21 protein-coding genes and 1 pseudogene are annotated in these 19,307 nt (G+C 33.3%); 6 read left to right on the top strand and 16 right to left on the bottom strand.

Going from position 1 to position 19,307, the window contains the following annotated elements; genetic code table 11:
- Positions 1–19: 19 nt before the first annotated feature.
- The 8 genes from ppsA to JNUCC25_RS09440 form a co-directional block, all read right to left on the bottom strand.
- Positions 20–2,626 carry a phosphoenolpyruvate synthase gene (gene ppsA, locus JNUCC25_RS09475; protein ID WP_029321159.1) on the bottom strand — a complete coding sequence of 869 codons (2,607 nt, stop codon included), beginning with the start codon at positions 2,624–2,626 and terminating at the stop codon, positions 20–22.
- A gap of 346 nt (positions 2,627–2,972) precedes the next feature.
- Positions 2,973–3,356: a hypothetical protein gene (locus JNUCC25_RS09470; RefSeq protein WP_064471567.1), complete on the bottom strand. Its 384-nt coding sequence runs from the start codon at positions 3,354–3,356 to the stop codon at positions 2,973–2,975.
- Between the two features lie 249 nt (positions 3,357–3,605).
- A complete protein-coding gene (locus JNUCC25_RS09465) occupies positions 3,606–4,118 on the bottom strand; it encodes an NO-inducible flavohemoprotein (protein WP_253880751.1) in 513 nt (170 codons plus the stop codon).
- A gap of 821 nt (positions 4,119–4,939) precedes the next feature.
- Positions 4,940–5,272 carry a hypothetical protein gene (locus tag JNUCC25_RS09460; RefSeq protein ID WP_029321155.1) on the bottom strand — a complete coding sequence of 111 codons (333 nt, stop codon included), beginning with the start codon at positions 5,270–5,272 and terminating at the stop codon, positions 4,940–4,942.
- A 132-nt stretch (positions 5,273–5,404) separates the two neighbouring features.
- The gene (locus JNUCC25_RS09455) at positions 5,405–5,782 is read right to left on the bottom strand and encodes an SMI1/KNR4 family protein (RefSeq protein ID WP_029321153.1); all 378 of its coding nucleotides are present in this window, start codon (positions 5,780–5,782) and stop codon (positions 5,405–5,407) included.
- A 13-nt stretch (positions 5,783–5,795) separates the two neighbouring features.
- A complete protein-coding gene (locus JNUCC25_RS09450) occupies positions 5,796–6,311 on the bottom strand; it encodes an SMI1/KNR4 family protein (RefSeq protein ID WP_029321152.1) in 516 nt (171 codons plus the stop codon).
- Positions 6,312–6,432: 121 nt separating this feature from the next.
- The gene (locus JNUCC25_RS09445) at positions 6,433–6,765 is read right to left on the bottom strand and encodes a YolD-like family protein (protein ID WP_029321151.1); all 333 of its coding nucleotides are present in this window, start codon (positions 6,763–6,765) and stop codon (positions 6,433–6,435) included.
- 14 nt (positions 6,766–6,779) lie between these two features.
- On the bottom strand, positions 6,780–8,045 hold the full coding sequence (locus tag JNUCC25_RS09440) for a Y-family DNA polymerase (RefSeq protein WP_029321150.1): 1,266 nt from the start codon (positions 8,043–8,045) through the stop codon (positions 6,780–6,782).
- Positions 8,046–8,198: 153 nt separating this feature from the next.
- Between JNUCC25_RS09440 and JNUCC25_RS09435 the strand changes: the two genes are divergently transcribed.
- Together JNUCC25_RS09435 and brnQ are read left to right on the top strand one after the other, a co-directional pair.
- On the top strand, positions 8,199–8,441 hold the full coding sequence (locus JNUCC25_RS09435) for a hypothetical protein (protein WP_013056539.1): 243 nt from the start codon (positions 8,199–8,201) through the stop codon (positions 8,439–8,441).
- A gap of 770 nt (positions 8,442–9,211) precedes the next feature.
- A complete protein-coding gene (gene brnQ / locus JNUCC25_RS09430; protein ID WP_029321146.1) occupies positions 9,212–10,564 on the top strand; it encodes a branched-chain amino acid transport system II carrier protein in 1,353 nt (450 codons plus the stop codon).
- 722 nt (positions 10,565–11,286) lie between these two features.
- Here the strand turns inward: brnQ and JNUCC25_RS09425 are convergent.
- The 6 genes from JNUCC25_RS09425 to JNUCC25_RS09400 form a co-directional block, all read right to left on the bottom strand.
- Complete coding sequence (locus JNUCC25_RS09425; RefSeq protein WP_140456754.1) at positions 11,287–11,886, bottom strand: hypothetical protein; 600 nt, start codon at positions 11,884–11,886, stop codon at positions 11,287–11,289.
- A 46-nt stretch (positions 11,887–11,932) separates the two neighbouring features.
- Positions 11,933–12,307 carry a DUF5412 family protein gene (locus tag JNUCC25_RS09420; RefSeq protein ID WP_029321142.1) on the bottom strand — a complete coding sequence of 125 codons (375 nt, stop codon included), beginning with the start codon at positions 12,305–12,307 and terminating at the stop codon, positions 11,933–11,935.
- A gap of 59 nt (positions 12,308–12,366) precedes the next feature.
- Positions 12,367–12,723, bottom strand: coding sequence for a CPCC family cysteine-rich protein (locus JNUCC25_RS09415; protein WP_029321141.1), 357 nt, complete (start codon positions 12,721–12,723; stop codon positions 12,367–12,369).
- 60 nt (positions 12,724–12,783) lie between these two features.
- Positions 12,784–13,119: an Imm8 family immunity protein gene (locus JNUCC25_RS09410; protein WP_407728414.1), complete on the bottom strand. Its 336-nt coding sequence runs from the start codon at positions 13,117–13,119 to the stop codon at positions 12,784–12,786.
- Between the two features lie 142 nt (positions 13,120–13,261).
- Positions 13,262–13,741 (bottom strand): hypothetical protein, encoded by a 480-nt coding sequence (locus JNUCC25_RS09405; protein WP_029321138.1) that lies wholly within the window; start codon positions 13,739–13,741, stop codon positions 13,262–13,264.
- 759 nt (positions 13,742–14,500) lie between these two features.
- The gene (locus tag JNUCC25_RS09400; protein ID WP_029321136.1) at positions 14,501–15,721 is read right to left on the bottom strand and encodes a DUF418 domain-containing protein; all 1,221 of its coding nucleotides are present in this window, start codon (positions 15,719–15,721) and stop codon (positions 14,501–14,503) included.
- A 451-nt stretch (positions 15,722–16,172) separates the two neighbouring features.
- Between JNUCC25_RS09400 and JNUCC25_RS09395 the strand changes: the two genes are divergently transcribed.
- The 3 genes from JNUCC25_RS09395 (at position 16,173) to JNUCC25_RS09385 (ending at position 17,971) form a co-directional block, all read left to right on the top strand.
- Entirely contained in the window at positions 16,173–16,679 is a 507-nt protein-coding gene (locus JNUCC25_RS09395; protein ID WP_407728358.1) for an RNA polymerase sigma factor, read from the top strand.
- Entirely contained in the window at positions 16,663–17,586 is a 924-nt protein-coding gene (locus tag JNUCC25_RS09390) for an anti sigma factor C-terminal domain-containing protein (protein ID WP_407728357.1), read from the top strand. Before JNUCC25_RS09395 ends, JNUCC25_RS09390 begins: the two co-directional genes overlap by 17 nt.
- 148 nt (positions 17,587–17,734) lie before the next feature.
- Positions 17,735–17,971, top strand: coding sequence for a hypothetical protein (locus JNUCC25_RS09385; protein ID WP_029321134.1), 237 nt, complete (start codon positions 17,735–17,737; stop codon positions 17,969–17,971).
- Between the two features lie 272 nt (positions 17,972–18,243).
- Here the strand turns inward: JNUCC25_RS09385 and JNUCC25_RS09380 are convergent.
- A pseudogene (locus JNUCC25_RS09380) lies at positions 18,244–18,363 on the bottom strand (heavy metal-binding domain-containing protein); the annotation flags it as partial.
- Between the two features lie 528 nt (positions 18,364–18,891).
- On the opposite strand from JNUCC25_RS09380, the gene JNUCC25_RS09375 reads away from it, so the two are divergent.
- Positions 18,892–19,020 carry a hypothetical protein gene (locus tag JNUCC25_RS09375; RefSeq protein WP_255286331.1) on the top strand — a complete coding sequence of 43 codons (129 nt, stop codon included), beginning with the start codon at positions 18,892–18,894 and terminating at the stop codon, positions 19,018–19,020.
- Positions 19,021–19,026: 6 nt separating this feature from the next.
- Here JNUCC25_RS09375 and sda read toward each other — a convergent pair whose 3' ends face one another.
- Entirely contained in the window at positions 19,027–19,173 is a 147-nt protein-coding gene (gene sda, locus JNUCC25_RS09370; RefSeq protein WP_029321131.1) for a sporulation histidine kinase inhibitor Sda, read from the bottom strand.
- Between the last annotated feature and the right edge of the window lie 134 nt (positions 19,174–19,307).

Genomic DNA, 19,307 nt, shown 5'->3' with positions numbered 1-19,307 from the left:
GCGCAATCATCTTTAGCTTTTACAACATTTCAATATACCCTTCTGTTCCATGTACGCGAATTCGCTGTCCGTCTTTTATCAGCCGAGTAGCATTCTCTACTCCGACAACCGCTGGCAATCCGTATTCACGTGCAATGACTGCTCCATGAGTCATCAGTCCGCCAACTTCCGTAACAAGCCCCTTTATCCCTACAAATAACGGGGTCCAGCTGGGGTCAGTAAAGGAAGTGACTAATATATCTCCCTCTGATAGATCAGCATTTTCCATATTTAAAATGACGCGCGCTCGCCCTTCTATCACTCCTGAAGAAACCGGTAAACCTACAATTGCTTGGGACGGAAGATTTTCTCGTTTGTACGCACCTGTAACAATTTCGCCATGAGACGTGATGACACGCGGAGGTGTTAGCTTTTTGTATAATCGGTATTCTTCTTTTCGCTTGGTGATGATTTGATCATTCACTTTATGTGTACGCACGACTTCTTGAAATTCGTCAAACGTCAGATAGTATATATCTTCTGTTTCAGAAATAACACCGGCTTTTACAAGCTGAGCGGCTTCTTTCAGCAGAGCCTGCTTATAAACAAAATAGCGATTAATCATGCCGTATTTGGGATATTCACGATAACCGATAAAATTTCGGATGAGATTAATCTTTTCTTTTGTTTCTTTTGCTTTTTGTTCACCATCCGGCAATTGCTTCAAGCGGTTTAGTAGCTCTTGCTCTTTTTTCAAGGCTTCCTGCAGGCCTTTTTCAAATTTTTGCTTGCTAGCGTTAGCCTCAAAGTTTTTAATATTACCAAGAATCACGGGGATAAGTGCAGCCGGCTTTTCGCTCCAGCGAGTTTTCGTAATATCGATTTCGCCGGGGCACCGCATTCCGTATTTGCTGAGATAATCATAGATAGCGTCTTGAGTTTTCTCTCCGCCTTCAAACTTAACCAGTTTCTCCAAAAAGTTATCATCTTTTCCATGTTTTAAATAATGAATTACTTCTGGATAAGGACGAATCACATCTGCGACATCCAATAGCGCCAGACCCATTTCTGAAGTAATATTGTGTGGTACAGATTGAGAAAGCACGTCTGCTGCGTTTTTTTCACCTAGCCACGTCTCCATTTTTTCATTGATCCATGATGAAGCATCCATAGCGGCCATAAACACAGCTGAACTTTGTGGGTCAAATAAAATCTTCTTTAATGTCCCGATATCTTCTGAAATAAAATCGACTAATTCCGACCCTGATTTCGTTTGGATGGTTTGCTTTAGCTCTTCTATTGATGCTTGATTCTTCTTGATCAAGTCAGAAACGATGGTCGAGTCGTTTTCGATTTGTGCCTTAGGCTTCGTAGGCGGCACGCTTTTATTGCTTTTACCGGAACTTTGATTATTTGGTAAAGGTTTTATAAAGTCTCCTCGCTCTATTATGCTTGTAAGTGCATCTTTCATGAGCGGATCATGTTGTGCCATGGCACCTAACATCATTTTTCTGCTGTCAGGTGAAGCTAGCATAGGGGTGACATCAACAAACAGCCTTCCACCGGCTGTACGCATCGGTGCATTAGTCGTTAACAGAAAAAAAGACAATCCCAGTGGTTTCATGGCATCGGTCATCATTTGTTGATGTCCAACAGATACATAAACGCGATTTTCCTGATCATGTGCTTCAGGAATTGGATATAAAGTAGTAATTGGACGACTTTGGACAATGTAAAATGTATCATCAGCCAAGCACCATTCAATATCTTGAGGACAATCAAAATAAGCTTCAAGCTGTCTTCCAACGCGTTCTAGCTGTAAAATTTGAAAGTCAGTGAGCGCTTGCGTTTTTTGCAGATCGAAATGAACTTCCTTCGTTTCTGTTCCGCCTTCTTTTAATCCGTAGATAGCTACCTTTTTAGCTGCTATTTTTTTATCGCCGATTTCTCCTTCTTGTACTTTATAGCAATCGGCAGAGACCAAACCTGACACTAGCGCTTCTCCAAGTCCAAATCCCGCATCGATTGATAACAGCTTTCGGTTAGAAGTAATTGGGTCAGCGGTAAATAAAATACCTGAAGCCTGTGGAAAAACCATTCGTTGAACAATAACCGATACGTGCACTTGACTATGGTCAAATCCATTTTTAATACGGTAGGTTACCGCGCGATTTGTAAACAGGGAAGCCCAGCATTTGCTAATGTGCTCAAGGATGGCTTCTTTGCCTCTGATGTTTAAATAGGTGTCATGCTGACCAGCAAAAGAAGCATGTGGCAGATCTTCAGCAGTCGCACTTGAACGAATTGCATAAGCATGCTCTTCCCCAAACTGAGAGAGAGAATGAATAACTGCTTTTACAACGTCAGAAGGAATTTTTATTTCCAGAATGATTTGGCGAATTTTTTCGCTAATTTCACCAATTTGATCTCGGTCATCAGCTTTTAGCATTGTCAGCTGGTTCAGTAACGTTTGAAACGTTTCATTGTGTTCAAGGGCTTTTTGATACCCGGTCGCTGTCACACAAAATCCGTCCGGCACTTGTATTCCTTGAATTTTTGATAACGCCCCTAAATTCAAGGCTTTTCCTCCAACAAGTGAAAGCTGTGTATCTTTTATTTCTTGAAAGCTAAGAACTAAAGAGTTCATTCAACATCTCTCCTAACCGGTAATGTTTTATTGATTTTACCAGCAGTAAATGAGAATAAACAGTCTATATTGACGTTTTTTTATGTGATATAATTAAAGTAGGAAGAGAAGTACATACCTTTTTGTTTGCTGTTACATATTTAAAAGTTGTATAACTAACTTATCTAATTGATTCATATCCTTTTTAAAGCAGGTAAGTACACGTTTGAAGTATTTGTTGATCTTCCTCATTTAGCACTTTCTTTTTAGCGGATAAAATTTCAGCAACTCTCCTCATTTTAACCCTTCTTTCATTTGATCACCTGAAGAGTCTAGCTCATTAGATGACTAACTCTCTTTTTTTGAACTATTCCGAAACCATAGTATTACGAATGTATCTCTTTGCTCGTTTTCTAGCAAGTGTATAAATAATTACCTGCAGGACAAGCGCCGCAAGGCTTATCAATACTACTTGTTCGACAGAATTAAAGGGCGAAAAATATTTCTCCCATTTAGAACCAGGAAGCCTTAATGCGTTATAAAAATATGAAGTACTAAAAGAAATTATATTTCCTAAAATAAGTGATAAATCCGCTCTAATAAGCCCACTTAGATAAGACAGTGCTACTGTAACTATGGCCATGATTATATAGTTTACCTTTGAATCATCCTCAAAATCTTTTCGCATAGATAAATAAACGTATGGAATGCAATACATGGTAAAAATTATAAAAGGAAGTATTCTTCTCATATAGTAATATCTCCAATATTTAGGATTCGACATAGTTTTCTATTATTATAAATTACCGAAGAGAATTTTTTCCAGTTTTTTGTACGCAGAGAGTGTAGAAATACTTATATGTATCATGATCGTTTTTAGAATCATTCCTTAAGGCAAAGTAAAAAAGCACGCTTATGAGTGCTTTTTTACAGCATATTTATTTAAACAGGACGTGTGTTTTAATCGAACATTTTCTGTTTACTGGTAACAATTACTTCTTTATTTTTCTCCTAAAATGGCTACAAGGCTAAACACCTCGTAATGAATACGTTCGTTTGGTATATCCCATCTACGTAATGCTTTAAGAATAGCTTCCATAAACGGAATCGATCCACAGAAATAAAAGACAGCTTCTTTTGAAGGAACAACGGATTGTAACAATTCTAAATCAATATAACCCTCTTTATCAAAATCAGTGCCAAGTCGATCCCCTTCATTAGGCGAACTATAACAGATGAAGGAGGTACCATTTTCGTTATTTCTATTTAGTTGAGCCACATGTTCTTTAAAAGCATGCGTTTTACCATTAATACTTGCATGAAGAAAGGTAACCTTACATGTAGGTTGTTTTTCTACAATGGTATTCAGCATACTAAGCAAAGGTGTAATACCTATACCTCCACTAATTAGCACAACGGGAAGTTCACTGTGATCAAGTACAAAATCTCCAGCAAGAGCTGAGAACTTAAGAGTATCTCCTGTCTGAACTTGTTTATGTAAATAGTTTGACACGATTCCTGCTGGCGCACCGTCATGCGCATCTTCTCGTTTTACACTGATTCGATAATAATCCTTTCCAGGGGCTTCAGAAAGACTATAGTGACGAATATGCGTGTATTTCTCTCCCGGAACAACTTCCCGTCCTTAGGCTATTTAGCAGTCACCTTCAGTTGCAGAAGTCTTTAGCTTAATTTATAAGCTGATTAGAAAGATATACGGGCAATTATAACGAATCAGCGAAAGCATCTAATAAGTCTTCACCTTTAGTTTCTGAATAGCTTTTAATACATCTTCTCTATTCTTAGCAAACTTCATCCACTTTGGCAGTCGACTCTCGACACTTAAATAATACGGATGTGACTCCCTGAGTTCAGCTTCTATTTCTATATAGCTTTCGATATAATTTAAATGTTCCAGGTTTAATGTCCATAAGGTGTTTCCACTACATTCAATTTGTAAATAGAGCAGAAGTTGAAAATACCAGTCGCAGGGATTTCTAATTAAAATTACTTCATAATCAGCTTTAGGTTCATACGATACTCTTGCTTGTCCGTAACCGTTTGCTTTTATAACTTTGTCTTTTGTAGTTCCGCAAGTAGTACAAACAAACCTTCTTCTGACGTTAGCGACGTAGGGACTCCAATCATCTAAAGCTATGACTTTTGCACAAGAGGCGCAATGTGGACAAACGACTAGAAATTCATATCCTAACCCTATAAGTGTTTTATTTTTATTTAGAAATGTTTTTTTAAAGACATTTTCTCCCTTGAATTTATTAATTCATATTATCGAAGCGATGGAACTACAACATTGATTTCAGTTTTAATTTTACATTAATCGCCAGAGGCAAATACTAATTTATTTAGCTTTAGTGCCTCTAAGCAAAGGCCCTTTAATGCTTCAGCAAATGTTTTCGTCTTCAGATCTATCTGCTTTGGTTGTCTACAGATAGTCTGTAATGCTTCACATACCTTGATTAATTGATTTATTTCTTGTACAGAAAACAACTTGTCACCATATTGATCTAATCCTGTCAATAATTCAAACGAATCTCTGAATTCTCTTGTTAACAGGTAGTCGTGTACTCTTTCCTCAAATTTTACACATTTAGTAGAAAAAGCTGCTTCTTTCTTATTATCGGCAATATAGAAATCAATTCCTACCATCAGTCCCTTCCTTCCTCTACATTCTTTCTAAGTTTAATAGGTACTAAAAAAGAGGACAGCTAGGTATATATTAAACTACTATCTGTCCTCTTCTGGCCGTACTTTTATCCAAATCTTTTAACGAAGCAATAATTAAGTAACATCTTCTACAAACTCTTTTAGAGAATCATACATTTCTAAAGCGTCCCATTCCCCCATTCCGTGTTCAACTGTGAAAACTGGGTAATCTACATTCGCTATATCAATAAAGAGCGGGTCACCGCCTATTTCTTCATCATACCCTATGACAAACCAGCTTTCTTGCCAATCTCCTTCTTGATTTCCTATAAGGGAATTTGCTTCTAAATCTTCTCTGTAGCCTAATTGTCCATCTAAAAACTCGCTTTTAAGGTAGATATAATAAGGAGTAGAAAGAGTTTCTCCCACTTCATCTTCAAATTCTACTTTCACTGACGTACCTGGAAGTTCTTTAAGAATTTTATAGATTTTCTCTATATCAGGTTTTATCATTTGCTTCTCCCCTTTAATGATCTGTATGACTTATCGTGGCTGTTACCCATTCTTCTAAGCTGTCTGCTATTACTTCACGCTGTTCCCAATCGTGCCAAAAGGTGATAATTTGGCCAATTTTCCCTCCTTCATCAGGATCCAAGTCTATACAAATATCATCTCCTCCCCCATTCGTGGCAATCGAAATCCAACGTGGGTTCCACCAAAATTCTTTTTTTACTGGCCCAATAGGTTCAATTTCTGGAAAATCTTCAAATTCTCCTCCGTCTAAAAGCTCTTTTAATGTTTGCCACGTATACAGAATCTCCTCTAAAGGTAATAGAGTATAATTTTCAATAACTGCTATATATTCATCACGCTGTCCATTATGTATCATTAACCAGTCTTTAAGGTTTTTGGGAAATGTTAGTCCCATCTTTTGTTCAACCGCTGCAATTTCTGATTCACCAGCTGCTTCGTTAAGTGTTCCTACTGCTTTTGGTCGATTTGTCTTCAACCACTGTTCAAACTCATTCCAAACCTGCTTCATATTAGGAGCCTCCTTATATAACGTCATTAAATGAATCTATGAAAAATGATTAGATACTTTTTAAACTTATACTAATTATGTATGGAAATCTTATGTAAATAAACTGTTTTATTATTTTCTACTACATGAAACGAACATCAATTAGCTCGCTTAACCTCATTTTGTTCGTTTGCTTACATCCTTCATCTATAAATACAAATAAACCTCCAAGGGAATCTACAAATTGAATAACTCCTGTTTCCGTTATACATTGCCCGTGGTTGTAATACGTAAGGTATACTTTTTTATGTGTATGAAGAGCTTCGATCAAGGTAAAATTAACTTGTTCCATTTGATCTTCTGTTAAAAAAGGTTGAGGTATTTCTGATTGCTTTTTTATAACTTCTTGTAATCCTCTGTATTGCTCTGGCATAGTGGCGAATGGTCGCCATTTTTTCATTCCTCTGTTTTGCATATCATCTTCCTCCTTTATGCTTTATGACCTCCTAAAAGGCCGTTTCGATAACGAGCTGTTGAATGCTCGAGATGGCTTGAAGCTCGCAAAACACTATTCTTCCCATAACGCATCCGTATTTCATCAATCGTTTTAGCAAGTGCATAGGCTCTTTCGCGCTGGTCAATATCTTCAAATAAACTCATTTGCTCCTCTTCTTGAATAAGGGTGTTCGATAATGAAATCCCAATAGAACGAATTGGCATTCCGCTATCAAACGTATGTAAAATCGTTAAACAATAAGGGAAAATATCTTGGCTTAAATTCGAAGCTCTTCCCATTTTCTTTTGCCTTGAGAAGCCCCCACCTGTTTGTTTGCTATATCCAATGGATAAATGGATAGTTTGTGCCACGACTTGATGCATACGTAAACGAAAGCACACATCGTCTAACAGCTCTAATAGCAGCAATTCCACTTCTTTTCGATTTGTATAGTCTTGAAACAGAATTTGACTCTTCCCGAATGATCGAGAGCTCGGAATATACACGTTAGAAATGCGACTAAAATCAATTCCGTTTGCATGTTGGTGGAGTTCTTCTCCCAAGATGCCAAACTCTTTTTGTAACATCTCTTTTGAAGAAAGAGCGAGTTCTTTGATGGAGTGAATGCCCAAACGATTTAAGCGCCTTTCCGTAGCGGATGAGATTCCCCAGAAATCCTTCATTGGGTGAATCGACCATAATTTAAAAGGAATATCTTCGTATCGCCAATAAGCTACCCCTGTTGGGCTATTCTTGGCCTCATGATCTAAGCTCACCTTAGCCAGTAAGAGATTCGGACCTATGCCTGCAGTAGCTGTCAGCCGTGTTTTACGATAAATCTCGTTGATGATTTTATGGGCTAATTCTTCTGGTGTGCGAGCGAATAAATGCAAAGAAGCTGTGGCATCAATAAACAACTCATCAATGCTATACGCATGAAAATCCTCAGGAGCCACATACTGTAATACTAAACTAGAAACATAGTTCGAAGCCTTGACATACCTTTCCATGGATGGGTTTACGACGTGGATATCTTTCCTTCTAGGAATGTCGAAAAGACGGCTGCCTGTTTTGATTCCTTCTTTCTTTAATAAGGGTGTGGCAGCTAACACAACTGATCCCGACCGCTTTGTATCTCCTACAACTGCCAACTTTGTTTTTAATGGATCTAGCCTACGTATCACGCATGAAACAGAAGCAAAGAATGCTTTCATATCAATACAAATAATGACTCTGTTTGGTAGATATTCATAATCCATTGGAATAACTCCTCAAATAAAGAACGTTTGTTCTCTATTATATACGAACAAACGTTCTTTATTCAATAAAAACTCTAAATTTTTCCCGATTATTGTTACTCTAATAAGAGAAAAGAACATCGCATATAAATCGGAAGAATGGAGGGGTGACCTATGAATAGAAAAATGCCTAATTATATTATCTTTTTATCATGGTTTTTGTTTTTAGTTCTTTTATGGATTATCTTCTCATTTTTTAAAGGTGAAAATGGACAGTGGTGGTCTATGTATCGTTTAAATATAAAGAAATATGGTCCTTGGGCTTTAGAGGTTTCTTACATAAAAATTAGTATTGCTGCTGTTATCTGCTTAGTAATAGCTTATATGGGGAGTTTTGGCTTCAAAAGAAAAAGATAAGGTTAAATAAAGTGCTTTTAAGGTAATATATATCATTCAATTTAATCGTAATAAGCAATAAAGATAAAAAGACCTTAATTAATTTGTTAATAAGGTCTTTTCAGTATATATAAAATTTATGACATATTTTAAAAAAGAAAAGATGGTCATTATTACTTATCCTCTGACTGCTTGAGTGGGGTACCATAAGATAATGATTCAAAGGAAACAGAAACATTTTTGATTCTAGACAGTAATTTTACATTAGAAAAGTACTTTGTTTAGAGATAAGCTGTTGATTGTCAAATCACTAGCTCAGGAGATAAAAGTAAGCGTTCTTTATAAGACTTAGAACGCTCCATTTCTTGAAGTAATAAATCAACTACTTTTTCCTTTTAGATGTTTAGCTCATATTAAAAAGTTTTATAAGTTTCGTAGTACTATATTTACAAACTTTCTTGACTTAATTGCATATCATTCAATCAAATTAATTAAAAGGATAATATACGCGATTTGAATATGATTTATAATTTTTTAAAAATAATACCGTTATTAACCTACTTAACGTACGCATTTTGAATAAAAATCTGGGTTTTTAATATTATTTTTATTTTAATAATGGATAATGAACGGAAAATTGATAATTTTTTAAATTTTATCAAAAAAGTTTATTTTTTATATTGAAATATGTAATTTGACTGTTTATAATACAAAAAAGATAAGTTATTTGCAATTTAAGTTGTCTGAAAATTTAATTTTTTATGAAGAATATTATTAATGGGGGTTTCACCTTGTCAAACAAAGTACCGTTTTCTTTTATAGTAATCATTGGTTTAATGTTATTTGCATTATTTTTTGGAGCTGGAAATTTAATATTCCCTGCTATGCTTGGCCAGTCAGCGGGAGCAAATATCTGGTCAGCAAATGCGGGTTTTTTAGTTACTGGAGTAGGCTTGCCTTTACTTGGTGTACTAGCTTTTGGATTCTCCGGAAAGGAAGATTTACAATCATTAGCAAGTCGCGTACATCCTATCTTTGGTTTAGTATTTACAACTGTTCTTTATCTAGCTATTGGACCTTTATTTGCTATCCCACGAACAGGTAACGTCTCTTTTGAAATCGGACTTAAACCTTTCATTTCTGAAAGCTCTAGTTCTATAGCTTTACTCGTATTTACTATTATATTTTTCAGTATTACATGCTTTTTTTCTCTCAATCCTGCGAAAATTGTCGATATTGTTGGAAAATTCTTAACGCCAATTAAATTAACATTCATTGGAATTTTAGTTCTAGTTGCTTTTATTCATCCTATTGGAAAATTTCAAGCACCCACAGAAAAATATGTAACAAACTCTTTTTTTAATGGGTTCCAAGAAGGATATCTCACAATGGATACTCTTGCATCTTTCGTTTTCGGAATCATTATTATCAATGCAATTAAAGAGAAAGGCGCTAAAACAAAGAAGCAAATTATAACTGTTTGCCTAAAAGCTACGGGAATTGCTGCTATTATTCTTGCAACTATCTATTCTGCCCTTTCATACATGGGCGCTTCAAGTGTAGAAAAGCTTGGGCATTTAGATAATGGTGGTACGGTGTTAGCGAAAGTTTCTGATTATTATTTTGGAGAATATGGAGGATTACTACTAGGCTTAATGATCACAGTAGCTTGTCTGACAACTAGCGTAGGGCTTATTACTTCATGCTCTTCTTATTTCCATAAATTATTACCTTCTATTTCTTATAAGAAAATTGCGATTAGCTTATCCGTGTTTAGCGCAATCATCGCAAATGTTGGATTAAATCATTTAATTTCTTTTTCAGTACCTGTTTTAACAGTTCTCTATCCATTAGCAATTGTTCTAATCTTTTTGACTTTCCTTCATTCTTTATTTAAAGGATGTGCTGAGGTATACCAAGGTAGCCTATTCTTAACATTTGTTGTAAGCCTGGTAGATGGATTAAATGATTTTGGCTTACACATCCCTGGTATTGACCAATTATTTACTTACTATCTTCCTCTTTACCATATTGGATTAGGTTGGATATTCCCTGCGATTATTGGAGGTCTTGCAGGTTATGGAGTTAACTTGTTTAAAAATAAAGAGCAATTTACTTCTAAATCAACAAGGTTAAATAAATAAATTTACTTTAATTCTCTGGATAAATTAAAGCATTTAGATGAACACTTTGAAGCCTACTTTTATTACTATTTGGTACTTAGTATAAAATGAAGCTTCAATTAACTTCTAAATAAGGAATATAACTATGGAGAAAACGTCACAAAATTATAGTTGTATGGATGCGTTAGTATTTAGATAAGATTAAAGAAAATTTAATCGAAGAAGATGAATCACTTAAAAATTCTCTTAAATAATAAAGCAAATGTAAAAAGAGTCTTTTACTATACGAAGTAAAAGACTCTTTTTACGCGTTGCTTTTATTATATATGTTTTTGATAAAATATTATTAGATTTCTGCTTTTAGACATAAACAAGCTTCTATATCCCCCTTTTTTGTAAAGATCAATCAAATCTCTTAAAGATCTTAGCTTTTTGAAATTAATTATAAATTAATCTAAGAATAATTCAGTCATTTATTTAAAAGCTCTTATTACATATTTAGGTAAGTCCTCTTACCATTTTTATACTTATTTTAAACTTATATCTATATCATTCTAAAAAAATGTTCGTAAAAGTGTAGAGTTTTCAAAAGACGTTCGTAATTCGTTTTTTAATTTAAACGAACGATGGAAATGATAGGTTTTCTATATAATAGAAAAGTCCGTAAAGGTATACTTTTACGGACTTTTAGTTTAATTCTTTTCCAATTTGTTATGATAACAAAAAAAGTTCTACACTTCTTTTTATTTTTGTAACTTTTGGTTGAAGGTCTCAGCAATAAATACAAATTCTATATCGTCTTTATGAATGAAAAATGTAGTACATCCATGAATATCTGTAATGCTATTGGATTGACCGCATACAACATCTATTTCAACTAACTCAAAATTGACAGCATGAGCATTTTCAATATCCAAACCAGTTGTTAAACAGTGAATACTATCTCCAAAAGACTTAAAAATAAGCCTTTTTCCTTTTAAGTCCTCTTCGTTAACTTCAAAATACTCATTATCTAATATGCCTTTAAAAGATGATGTTTTCGGAAAACATTCAATATGATGGATACCTTGATAGTATTTTAAACTAAACATATAGGTATGTGTTTCATCTGGCTCAATCTCGATACCGTATTTATAAGTAAAAGTCTTATAAACCATTTCATAAAACAAGGGCATGACAATATCGTCCCAAGCATAATAAGCATGGGCATGTATAGGTACTAGATGTGGGTATAAGCTTGTAATTGCTTGCTGAAAATTCAGCAAAATTTTTGTATCTGTAAGTTCAGATAAAGAATCGTCTATTTCATGATTTTTTATCTTCAAGACCCTATTATCAATCATCGTTTTCTCCTCCTTCTCATTGCCCTTGATTGTTTGAAAATAGATTTTAATTATCTATGTCATTAGCATTAACCGTATCCTTTTTAACGTTTAATGTATGACCACTAATTTCAATTGTTTCGTTATTTATCCACTTTACTGTAGCTGTTTCTTGAGGATAGTTCCAATAGATATTTTTTCTTTTGTTGAAAGTTTTGTTTGTATTGATTAATTCTCCCCTTATAGCGAAGGGAGTGGTGGCGCCACCATTTGAACGATAAATTTTCACAATATAATCACCTTTAGGTGAAGTACTTTGTGAAGGATATTCTCCCTTTGGTACAAATTGAAGATAACTAGGTGCAAAGAGGAACCACCAAATAAATCCTATAACCATCAAAGTACTTAATACACTTAGTAACCTTATATATCTTTTTTTCACTTCTAGCTCCTATTTAGATTACATTATAGTTTCATTTTTCTTTCCTTTTACAATTATTTTCAAAAACCTCGTTCATTTAGTAAGAAATTTTCATAGTGTTTTATCTCTCTCCAAATTTCTTCATTGTTACTTGATTGATCGGGATTTAACTTTTCAAAAGCACTTATTAATAATTTCTTTATATGCTTCTCTTTAACTGACGGATTCTTTTCCATGGTGTCATACATAACACCATGACTTTGAAAGTTTTTTCGTCCCTGCGTTAAAGAATATTCTCCGTTTGACCCTCCAAAAATTTCATCAGCATAAGGGTCATCCTGGCCATCGTCTTCCCAATTACATAGAATACAAATTTCAAATTCGCCTTTATTTTCTAAAGTTAAGTATTTACAACATGGACATTGCACGCGTTTCATTTAAAAGTTTGTTCTCCTTTTTAATTAGGGGGTTGCTACAATCCCCACTTTATCCGAACTTTACGTTTCACACCCTCTAATAGCGTATCTACTAACTGCAAGTAAGCATTCTTCCCAACTTGGTCTGCTGCAATGTAGGAGTAATTTCTTAAATCGATCTTCTACAGCCTTAATATTAAAGTCATTCATAATAAATAAGCCTCTGCCTGTTTCGATTTCTTGGTCTTTTAGCATTGAACTTAGTCTATAGGGGCTCTTAACATATATTGAAAATACTTCTATTGGGCTTTTATGTCCTTTTATTCCAATGTCAGCTTCTAATTTGACGTAAAAATCGTTATGATTCTCTCCCCATTCATCATCTATAATTGTTAAATCATATAAATGTAGTGTCACCAATATCTATCATTCCCCTATCTATATTTTTAGCTACTGTTATACTTACCTTATTAAGCTCTGAGCTCCTAAAATAACTACTGATTAAAGTTTTCCTCCGCCCATTTAACAAATGAAGTACCGAATATAGATATGAATTGTTTTAATAAGGTGACTCGAATTCTTCTACATATAACCCCAATGATTTAACGCTTTTACGAGCTCCGTGGCAATTGCTATTTGCACCTATATACATGTAATAGTCGTATCCGAAATGAATAAAAAAGAGATTTTTAATCCCTAATTTACACCAAACTGCCTCTCTTAGGGTTAGTTTAGCTAATTCTTTAACTTCTTCAATTGAAATCCCTTTTCCAATCCATAGGTTTGACGTGAAGTCAGATACATGTTGGTTTTGTATTTCATTTGAGGAAAGCTCTAAAGCATGTATATAAACTGTATTAATGTTCATATCGTTCATAAAAGCTACAATCGCGTGAATATAAGCTCCTTCTATTCTTAAATAATCGGATAAGCTAAGCTTGTTTCCTACTTCATGAAAAGAAGTCCAATCATCATAAAGGTAACTTCCCTCGTTGCTTCTATGTAAAGGGTTATACTTTGTTACTCTCCAAGAATTCAATACCGTACACTCTCCTAAATCTATAAAAATATTACATAATTATACTCTATAGGAAACTTAACTTCTATTAAAAAAGCAAAATAAAAAGCCACCCAGTATTTGCAGGACAGGTGGCTTTTTACTATAAAATGCATGTGCAGACACATAATAACATATTTTCAACAAGAATAATATATTTTAAAGAACTAGCATATGTATAAAAGGTGCACTTCTTATACATTAGTTTCTCAACCACCTACTGAGAAAGCGTTGATAAATCAAGGATGTATAAAAAGCTGCATACTCCGGAAAAAGAACCCTTGTCAGAGTCCTTCTGCCATACGGGTTCTTTTTTGTGATGTGTACCGGAAAGAGTGATTATGTTAACTAACTCTGTATATGATATGCATATCAAAATAAGTCAATTATTGAAACGATAATACTTCCTATAATTGAGAGTTTAAGAATTAATTTTAATTTAGCTTTCTTTTCTATCCGATAGCCATTAAGTTTCTCTAATGCAAACGAAACAAGCCAAATTATAATTAATGCTTCAAAAAAATTACCTATAAAGTTAAAAATAAAGTCCATTTGTTCTCACTTTCTTGTTCTGAAATATTTACTTGTTCTATTAAACCACTTATATATAAACATTAAAATACTTTTATTCCTATAAAATCCATTATGGTAACTACGTTTGCATACGATATACAGCGCAAGAATAGAAGAAACTATTCAAATCTCTTTCAAATATCTCCTAAACGAATTTGGAGATATTTTTTATTTAATCGAGTGCATCTTCCAATAAGAAATGCTCTTCCATATCCATTCTAGTGGTCCAAAACGAAAGTGTTTTAACCAAATATTGCTCAAACATATTTGTAACACAAAAAATATAATCGCTACAATTAATGCTTGCCATGTACCAATTTCCCCTGAAAGACCTAGACCATAACTATAAAAAATAAACGAATACAATACTGATTGTAGAATGTAGTTTGTTAAAGCTATTCGTCCTATATTCGAAAATGGAGATAATAGATATTTTACTTTATTGTTTTGCAATCCAAGTACAATAACAGCTGAAAAACTAAGAGAAAGTATAGGTCCTGTTAGTGTTTGATTTAAAAGAAGGATAACAACTCCTGGAATAGGAGGAAGTACTTTGGTTAATATTATGATAATAATGTTAGTAGTTAAACCTATTCCAATTCCCCAACGACTTAGTCTTTTCAGTAGAGATTGATAGCGTGAGATATTTCGTAAAATATCTTTTTTGCCTACATAAAAACCTAATAAAAACATTGCTAATATTGTTGGAACTCGTGATAATAGAAGAGGAAATACCTCTATATATCCAGTTACTCTAGAAGAAATAAGTTCAGCGAAACTACCAGAGCTCAGAATTTGATAAGTATCTTGTTGTCCATTTTTAAATGCATTCACAAATGAAATATCGAATTGTTGAAATTGATTTGCATACTGTGACATACTACGAAGAATCTCAATACTACTGAATCCAATGATTACAATAACGTTAGGAATAAGTAATAGCATACCGGTCCATTTCAGTAATGTTTTCTCCTTACAGTTTCGAAATAATAATAAGATAAACCCTACTATTGCATATACCACTAATATATCTCCATCCCATAATAAGACGATATGTAAGAGACCAAATATAAATAATGCTCCTAACCTTCGGCTAAAACGAAGTGCAAACCCATCACCGCGTTGTTTTGCACGAATTAATTGAATCGAAAATCCTAATCCAAACAAAAAAGAAAATAGCGTAAAAAACTTTGATTCTACAAATAATAACAAAAATGTCGTTATCCAATTATCAACACTATTGGGACTATGGGTAAAACCAGGAGGCCCACCAGGTGTAAACGATGCGATATTAATTGTTAAAATTCCGAATAAAGCAATACCACGTAGAATATCTAAACTGGATATTCTCTCATTTATAGTTATAGGACCTGTGTAAAGGTCATTCAAATTATTCACCACTTTCGAATGGAAATATTAATAGTTTTATTTATACAATCTTTATAAAATAAGATCAAATTTTTGAAAATCCATCACTTTAAATTACAAACAATTGTATCTTTTAACTTTGTATTTGTGTTGTTTTTAATCCTTAATTTTTTGAAAAACAACACCTTATAATAGTTAAAATCCATTTGCATATCAGTCATTCTCTCCTCTTAGTAAGCCTCATAAACATATATATATATATATATATATCAATGTTTATATCAATATATGAATTTTTTTCTCCTTTTGTTTTAAAGGGTCCCGAAAATCCGTTTTATGTTAACTAAATTGAGTTTTTAAGAAAAGTAATTGCCTAAAAAGCAATTACTTTTCTTTTTTATAGAAAAATATGAAATGATTGTATACTTTTTCACTTTTCATACGTTATAAGACAGGAAGGAGGAAAAAACACTTGAAAAATCGGTTATCAAACGATCAATTAAAAATTGTCATGAATCAACTTTACTTATATTTAATCAAACAAGGCGCAAACCAAGAAACAGCTAAAGATATTGTTCAAGAAGCTGTTTGTAAACTACTTCTTCATCTTGAATCGATTGATACCGATAGATATAAATCATGGCTTTTTAAAGTAGCTATAAACTTATATTACGATTACTGTCGAAAGAAAAAAAAATCTCAGTACGTGGTAGTAGAGGATTACCTTATTACCAATGAACGATTAATTGAAGAGATGATGATTGTACAAGAAAATCAGCTTCTAGTAAGAAGCATACTTCAAAAGGTGTCTCCCACCTTTAAGCAACTACTTCTTTTAAAGTACGAGCTAGAGTGGTCTTATAAACAAATTGCGGAATATGTAGATATGAAACCTGAAGCCGTGAAAACGTATTTAGCTCGTGCTAGAAAAACATTTAAAGAGATGTATAGGAGAGAATGTAATGAAAAAAACGAATGATGAGTTAGATTCTATTTTTGATGAAAAGTCTTTACATAGAACGCTTAAAAAAGCAAAGTATAGAGCAATTTTACGAACAGTTTTTATCTCCGCACTCGTAGTTAGCTTTGTAATTGCCGTACTAATAAAAGGGAATAGTTATTTTATAAACAAACAAGGGGATAAACTTGCTGATCGGTTAATTACAGAAAATCAGGTGAGGATGTCTCCAAACACATACACTAACACTGATAGTATTTCAATTGGAGTTTTAAAGGGAACTATTAAAAGTGAAGCATTTAAAGTAATTGAAGACAAAGTGATACCTTGGGGGACAGAAGAAATAACGTACGATTTATTTGGAAACTTGAATGCATCATTCTCCATGAGTAGTACAATTGTCAATGACACGACAATTTATCATATTCCTAATGGGCAACGTGAGATGTTATTTTACGTACCCAAATACAAATATAAGTTGTATGCGAATGACTTTGACATGATTAAAGATTATCCAAATGACAAATACATGGAGATGGCCATATCTTTCAATAAAAATTACACATTGAAAGAAGTACAAAAGATGCTGCCTACATCTGCTCACCAAACATGGTATTGGGTAGATAACTATGCAAAGTCTACTGGTTACAGAGGTGAGCCAGAAAATGGACAATGGTTATTAGGTATTTCTAAACCATCACCACAACTAGGAGCAAAACTAACGACTACTAAAATTAAAACAGAAGCAGACTTTTTGAATAAGCTCCAAAAAACAGATCCAGGGGAGTCGAAAAATTTAAAAAACAGACAGAAAAATGGACTGATTATAGGCGTAGTTATTACAGGAACAAAAGAAGAACTGCTTTCCTTGCGAACTAAACCATATGTTAAAGCAGCTAGTTTAGGAGCAGTAGTAGATAAATATTGAGTTTTAGGGACTTGAAACGAAGAAAATCTTATAGGAGTAAGTTTCCATAAGGTTTTCTTCGCTTCCGATATCGGTGATTATGTGAACTATATCTATGTATTGAATGCATGAGATAATAAAGGAAAATAGTTTAAAAGGAAAGATGTAGATGCTTAACAAAAGGTTTTCAATTGAAAAAGCTCAGTATTCAAACGAGAGAGAAAAAGACTATACAGAATATTGTTCAGAAATCGTGTTTAAATTTGGCGATACTTTATCAGTGGAAGGTAATTCAGTATATTTGTTAAAAGATGAAGAGGAAATAAAATTAATTCAACCATTGCGCTCTAAGACATTTTGGTATGAAACATGGCTAAATCTAAAAGATTTTTATGGTTTAGAGTAATTGGGAATATTGAAGAGAAAATCTTGTGAAGAAGCCTTTTTTTCATGTTCCTATAAGGTACATTATGGTAAATAAGGATATATAACTATTCATTCAACTCTTTTGGATTTATTTAAGGTACAACTATAAAAAACTCTTGCTGTTTATTCAGGAGCTCTTTATAGTTTTCTTCATTAAGCTTCTTCTACTTGAAACAAATTTCTATCAATATTTCCAAAATTATCTTTGTATCCATCTATACTCAACCAATTTTTACCTCCTCTATCGTGGAGTTTAAAATTTTTAGAATCCTCATTTCCAATCCCTCTTGCTCGTACAGTTAATCCAAACACAGGACCCTTTACTTCTACTGTTTTATAGTTTGGCACATTTTCTGTTGTAACAATAATCATTAACCATTTCTCCTTTTATTTATGATATTAACAAGATATTTAAAATGAAAGAGTTACATAGCAACCCTCAATTATTGTTTATTTGTATGTGTTTTTCACTCCCCCTCTATTGTACAGTTTTTTATATATTGCCGATTCACATGTGCTTTCAAGGTGTGTAGATTTCATCTCTTTGCACAAAATTGGCCTTCTTATACAAGGTCTAACTTATTTATTCTACTTCTAAATTAAAGACATTCACTAACTGAAACATTTACTAACCTAATTTTTTTGTGTTAAAATAGATTTATGCAAAAGTCCAACGTTGCATAACACATAAGAATATACATCTTAACCTTTTTCTAAGAAAAGTCCTATTGTCAGTGTTCAAAACTGCTTTGGGGCTTTTCTTTTCTATAAAATCATTAGTCTTCATTTGTTTTTTATGCTTTTTAAAAATTTCAGTATTAAAACCAAACAAAATTTGACAAAATAAAAACCTTAATCTTATTCTATACTTAATAATAAACTCAAGGAGTTATAACATAAATGGATACCATGCAACGTTTTGTAGAGTTAGTTTTAAAGTTTGAACAATCCTTAAATAGAAAGCTAACTAATCAAGAAAAGGAATTTCTAATGTGGGTTGTAAAAAAGGAAAAACAGATAGAAGCGTAATCTGAATTAATTACTCCTATCTGTTTTAGGAACGAAGGGTAGACCCCTTCTTTTCAATTCTTCTTCCAGAATAAGAATGAAATCTTTATCTAGCTTTAATTCAATTGCTTTAAAGTACGATGCTAACAATGTTTGATCATTTAATTTCTCCATACTTCTCCTCACTTGTTTTTTTAAGCAACATCTTTAAATATATAACAAGTTGAATTTGATGTTAAGTATTTAAAAAATATCTATATCTTGTTTTTGGCTTATATAGTTTGCAGAACCCTAGCAAAAATGAGCTC

It is taken from the genome of Priestia sp. JNUCC 25, assembly GCF_053667915.1.
Note: the sequence above shows the minus strand (reverse complement) of the source record. Positions and strands in the feature narration are given on the sequence as shown.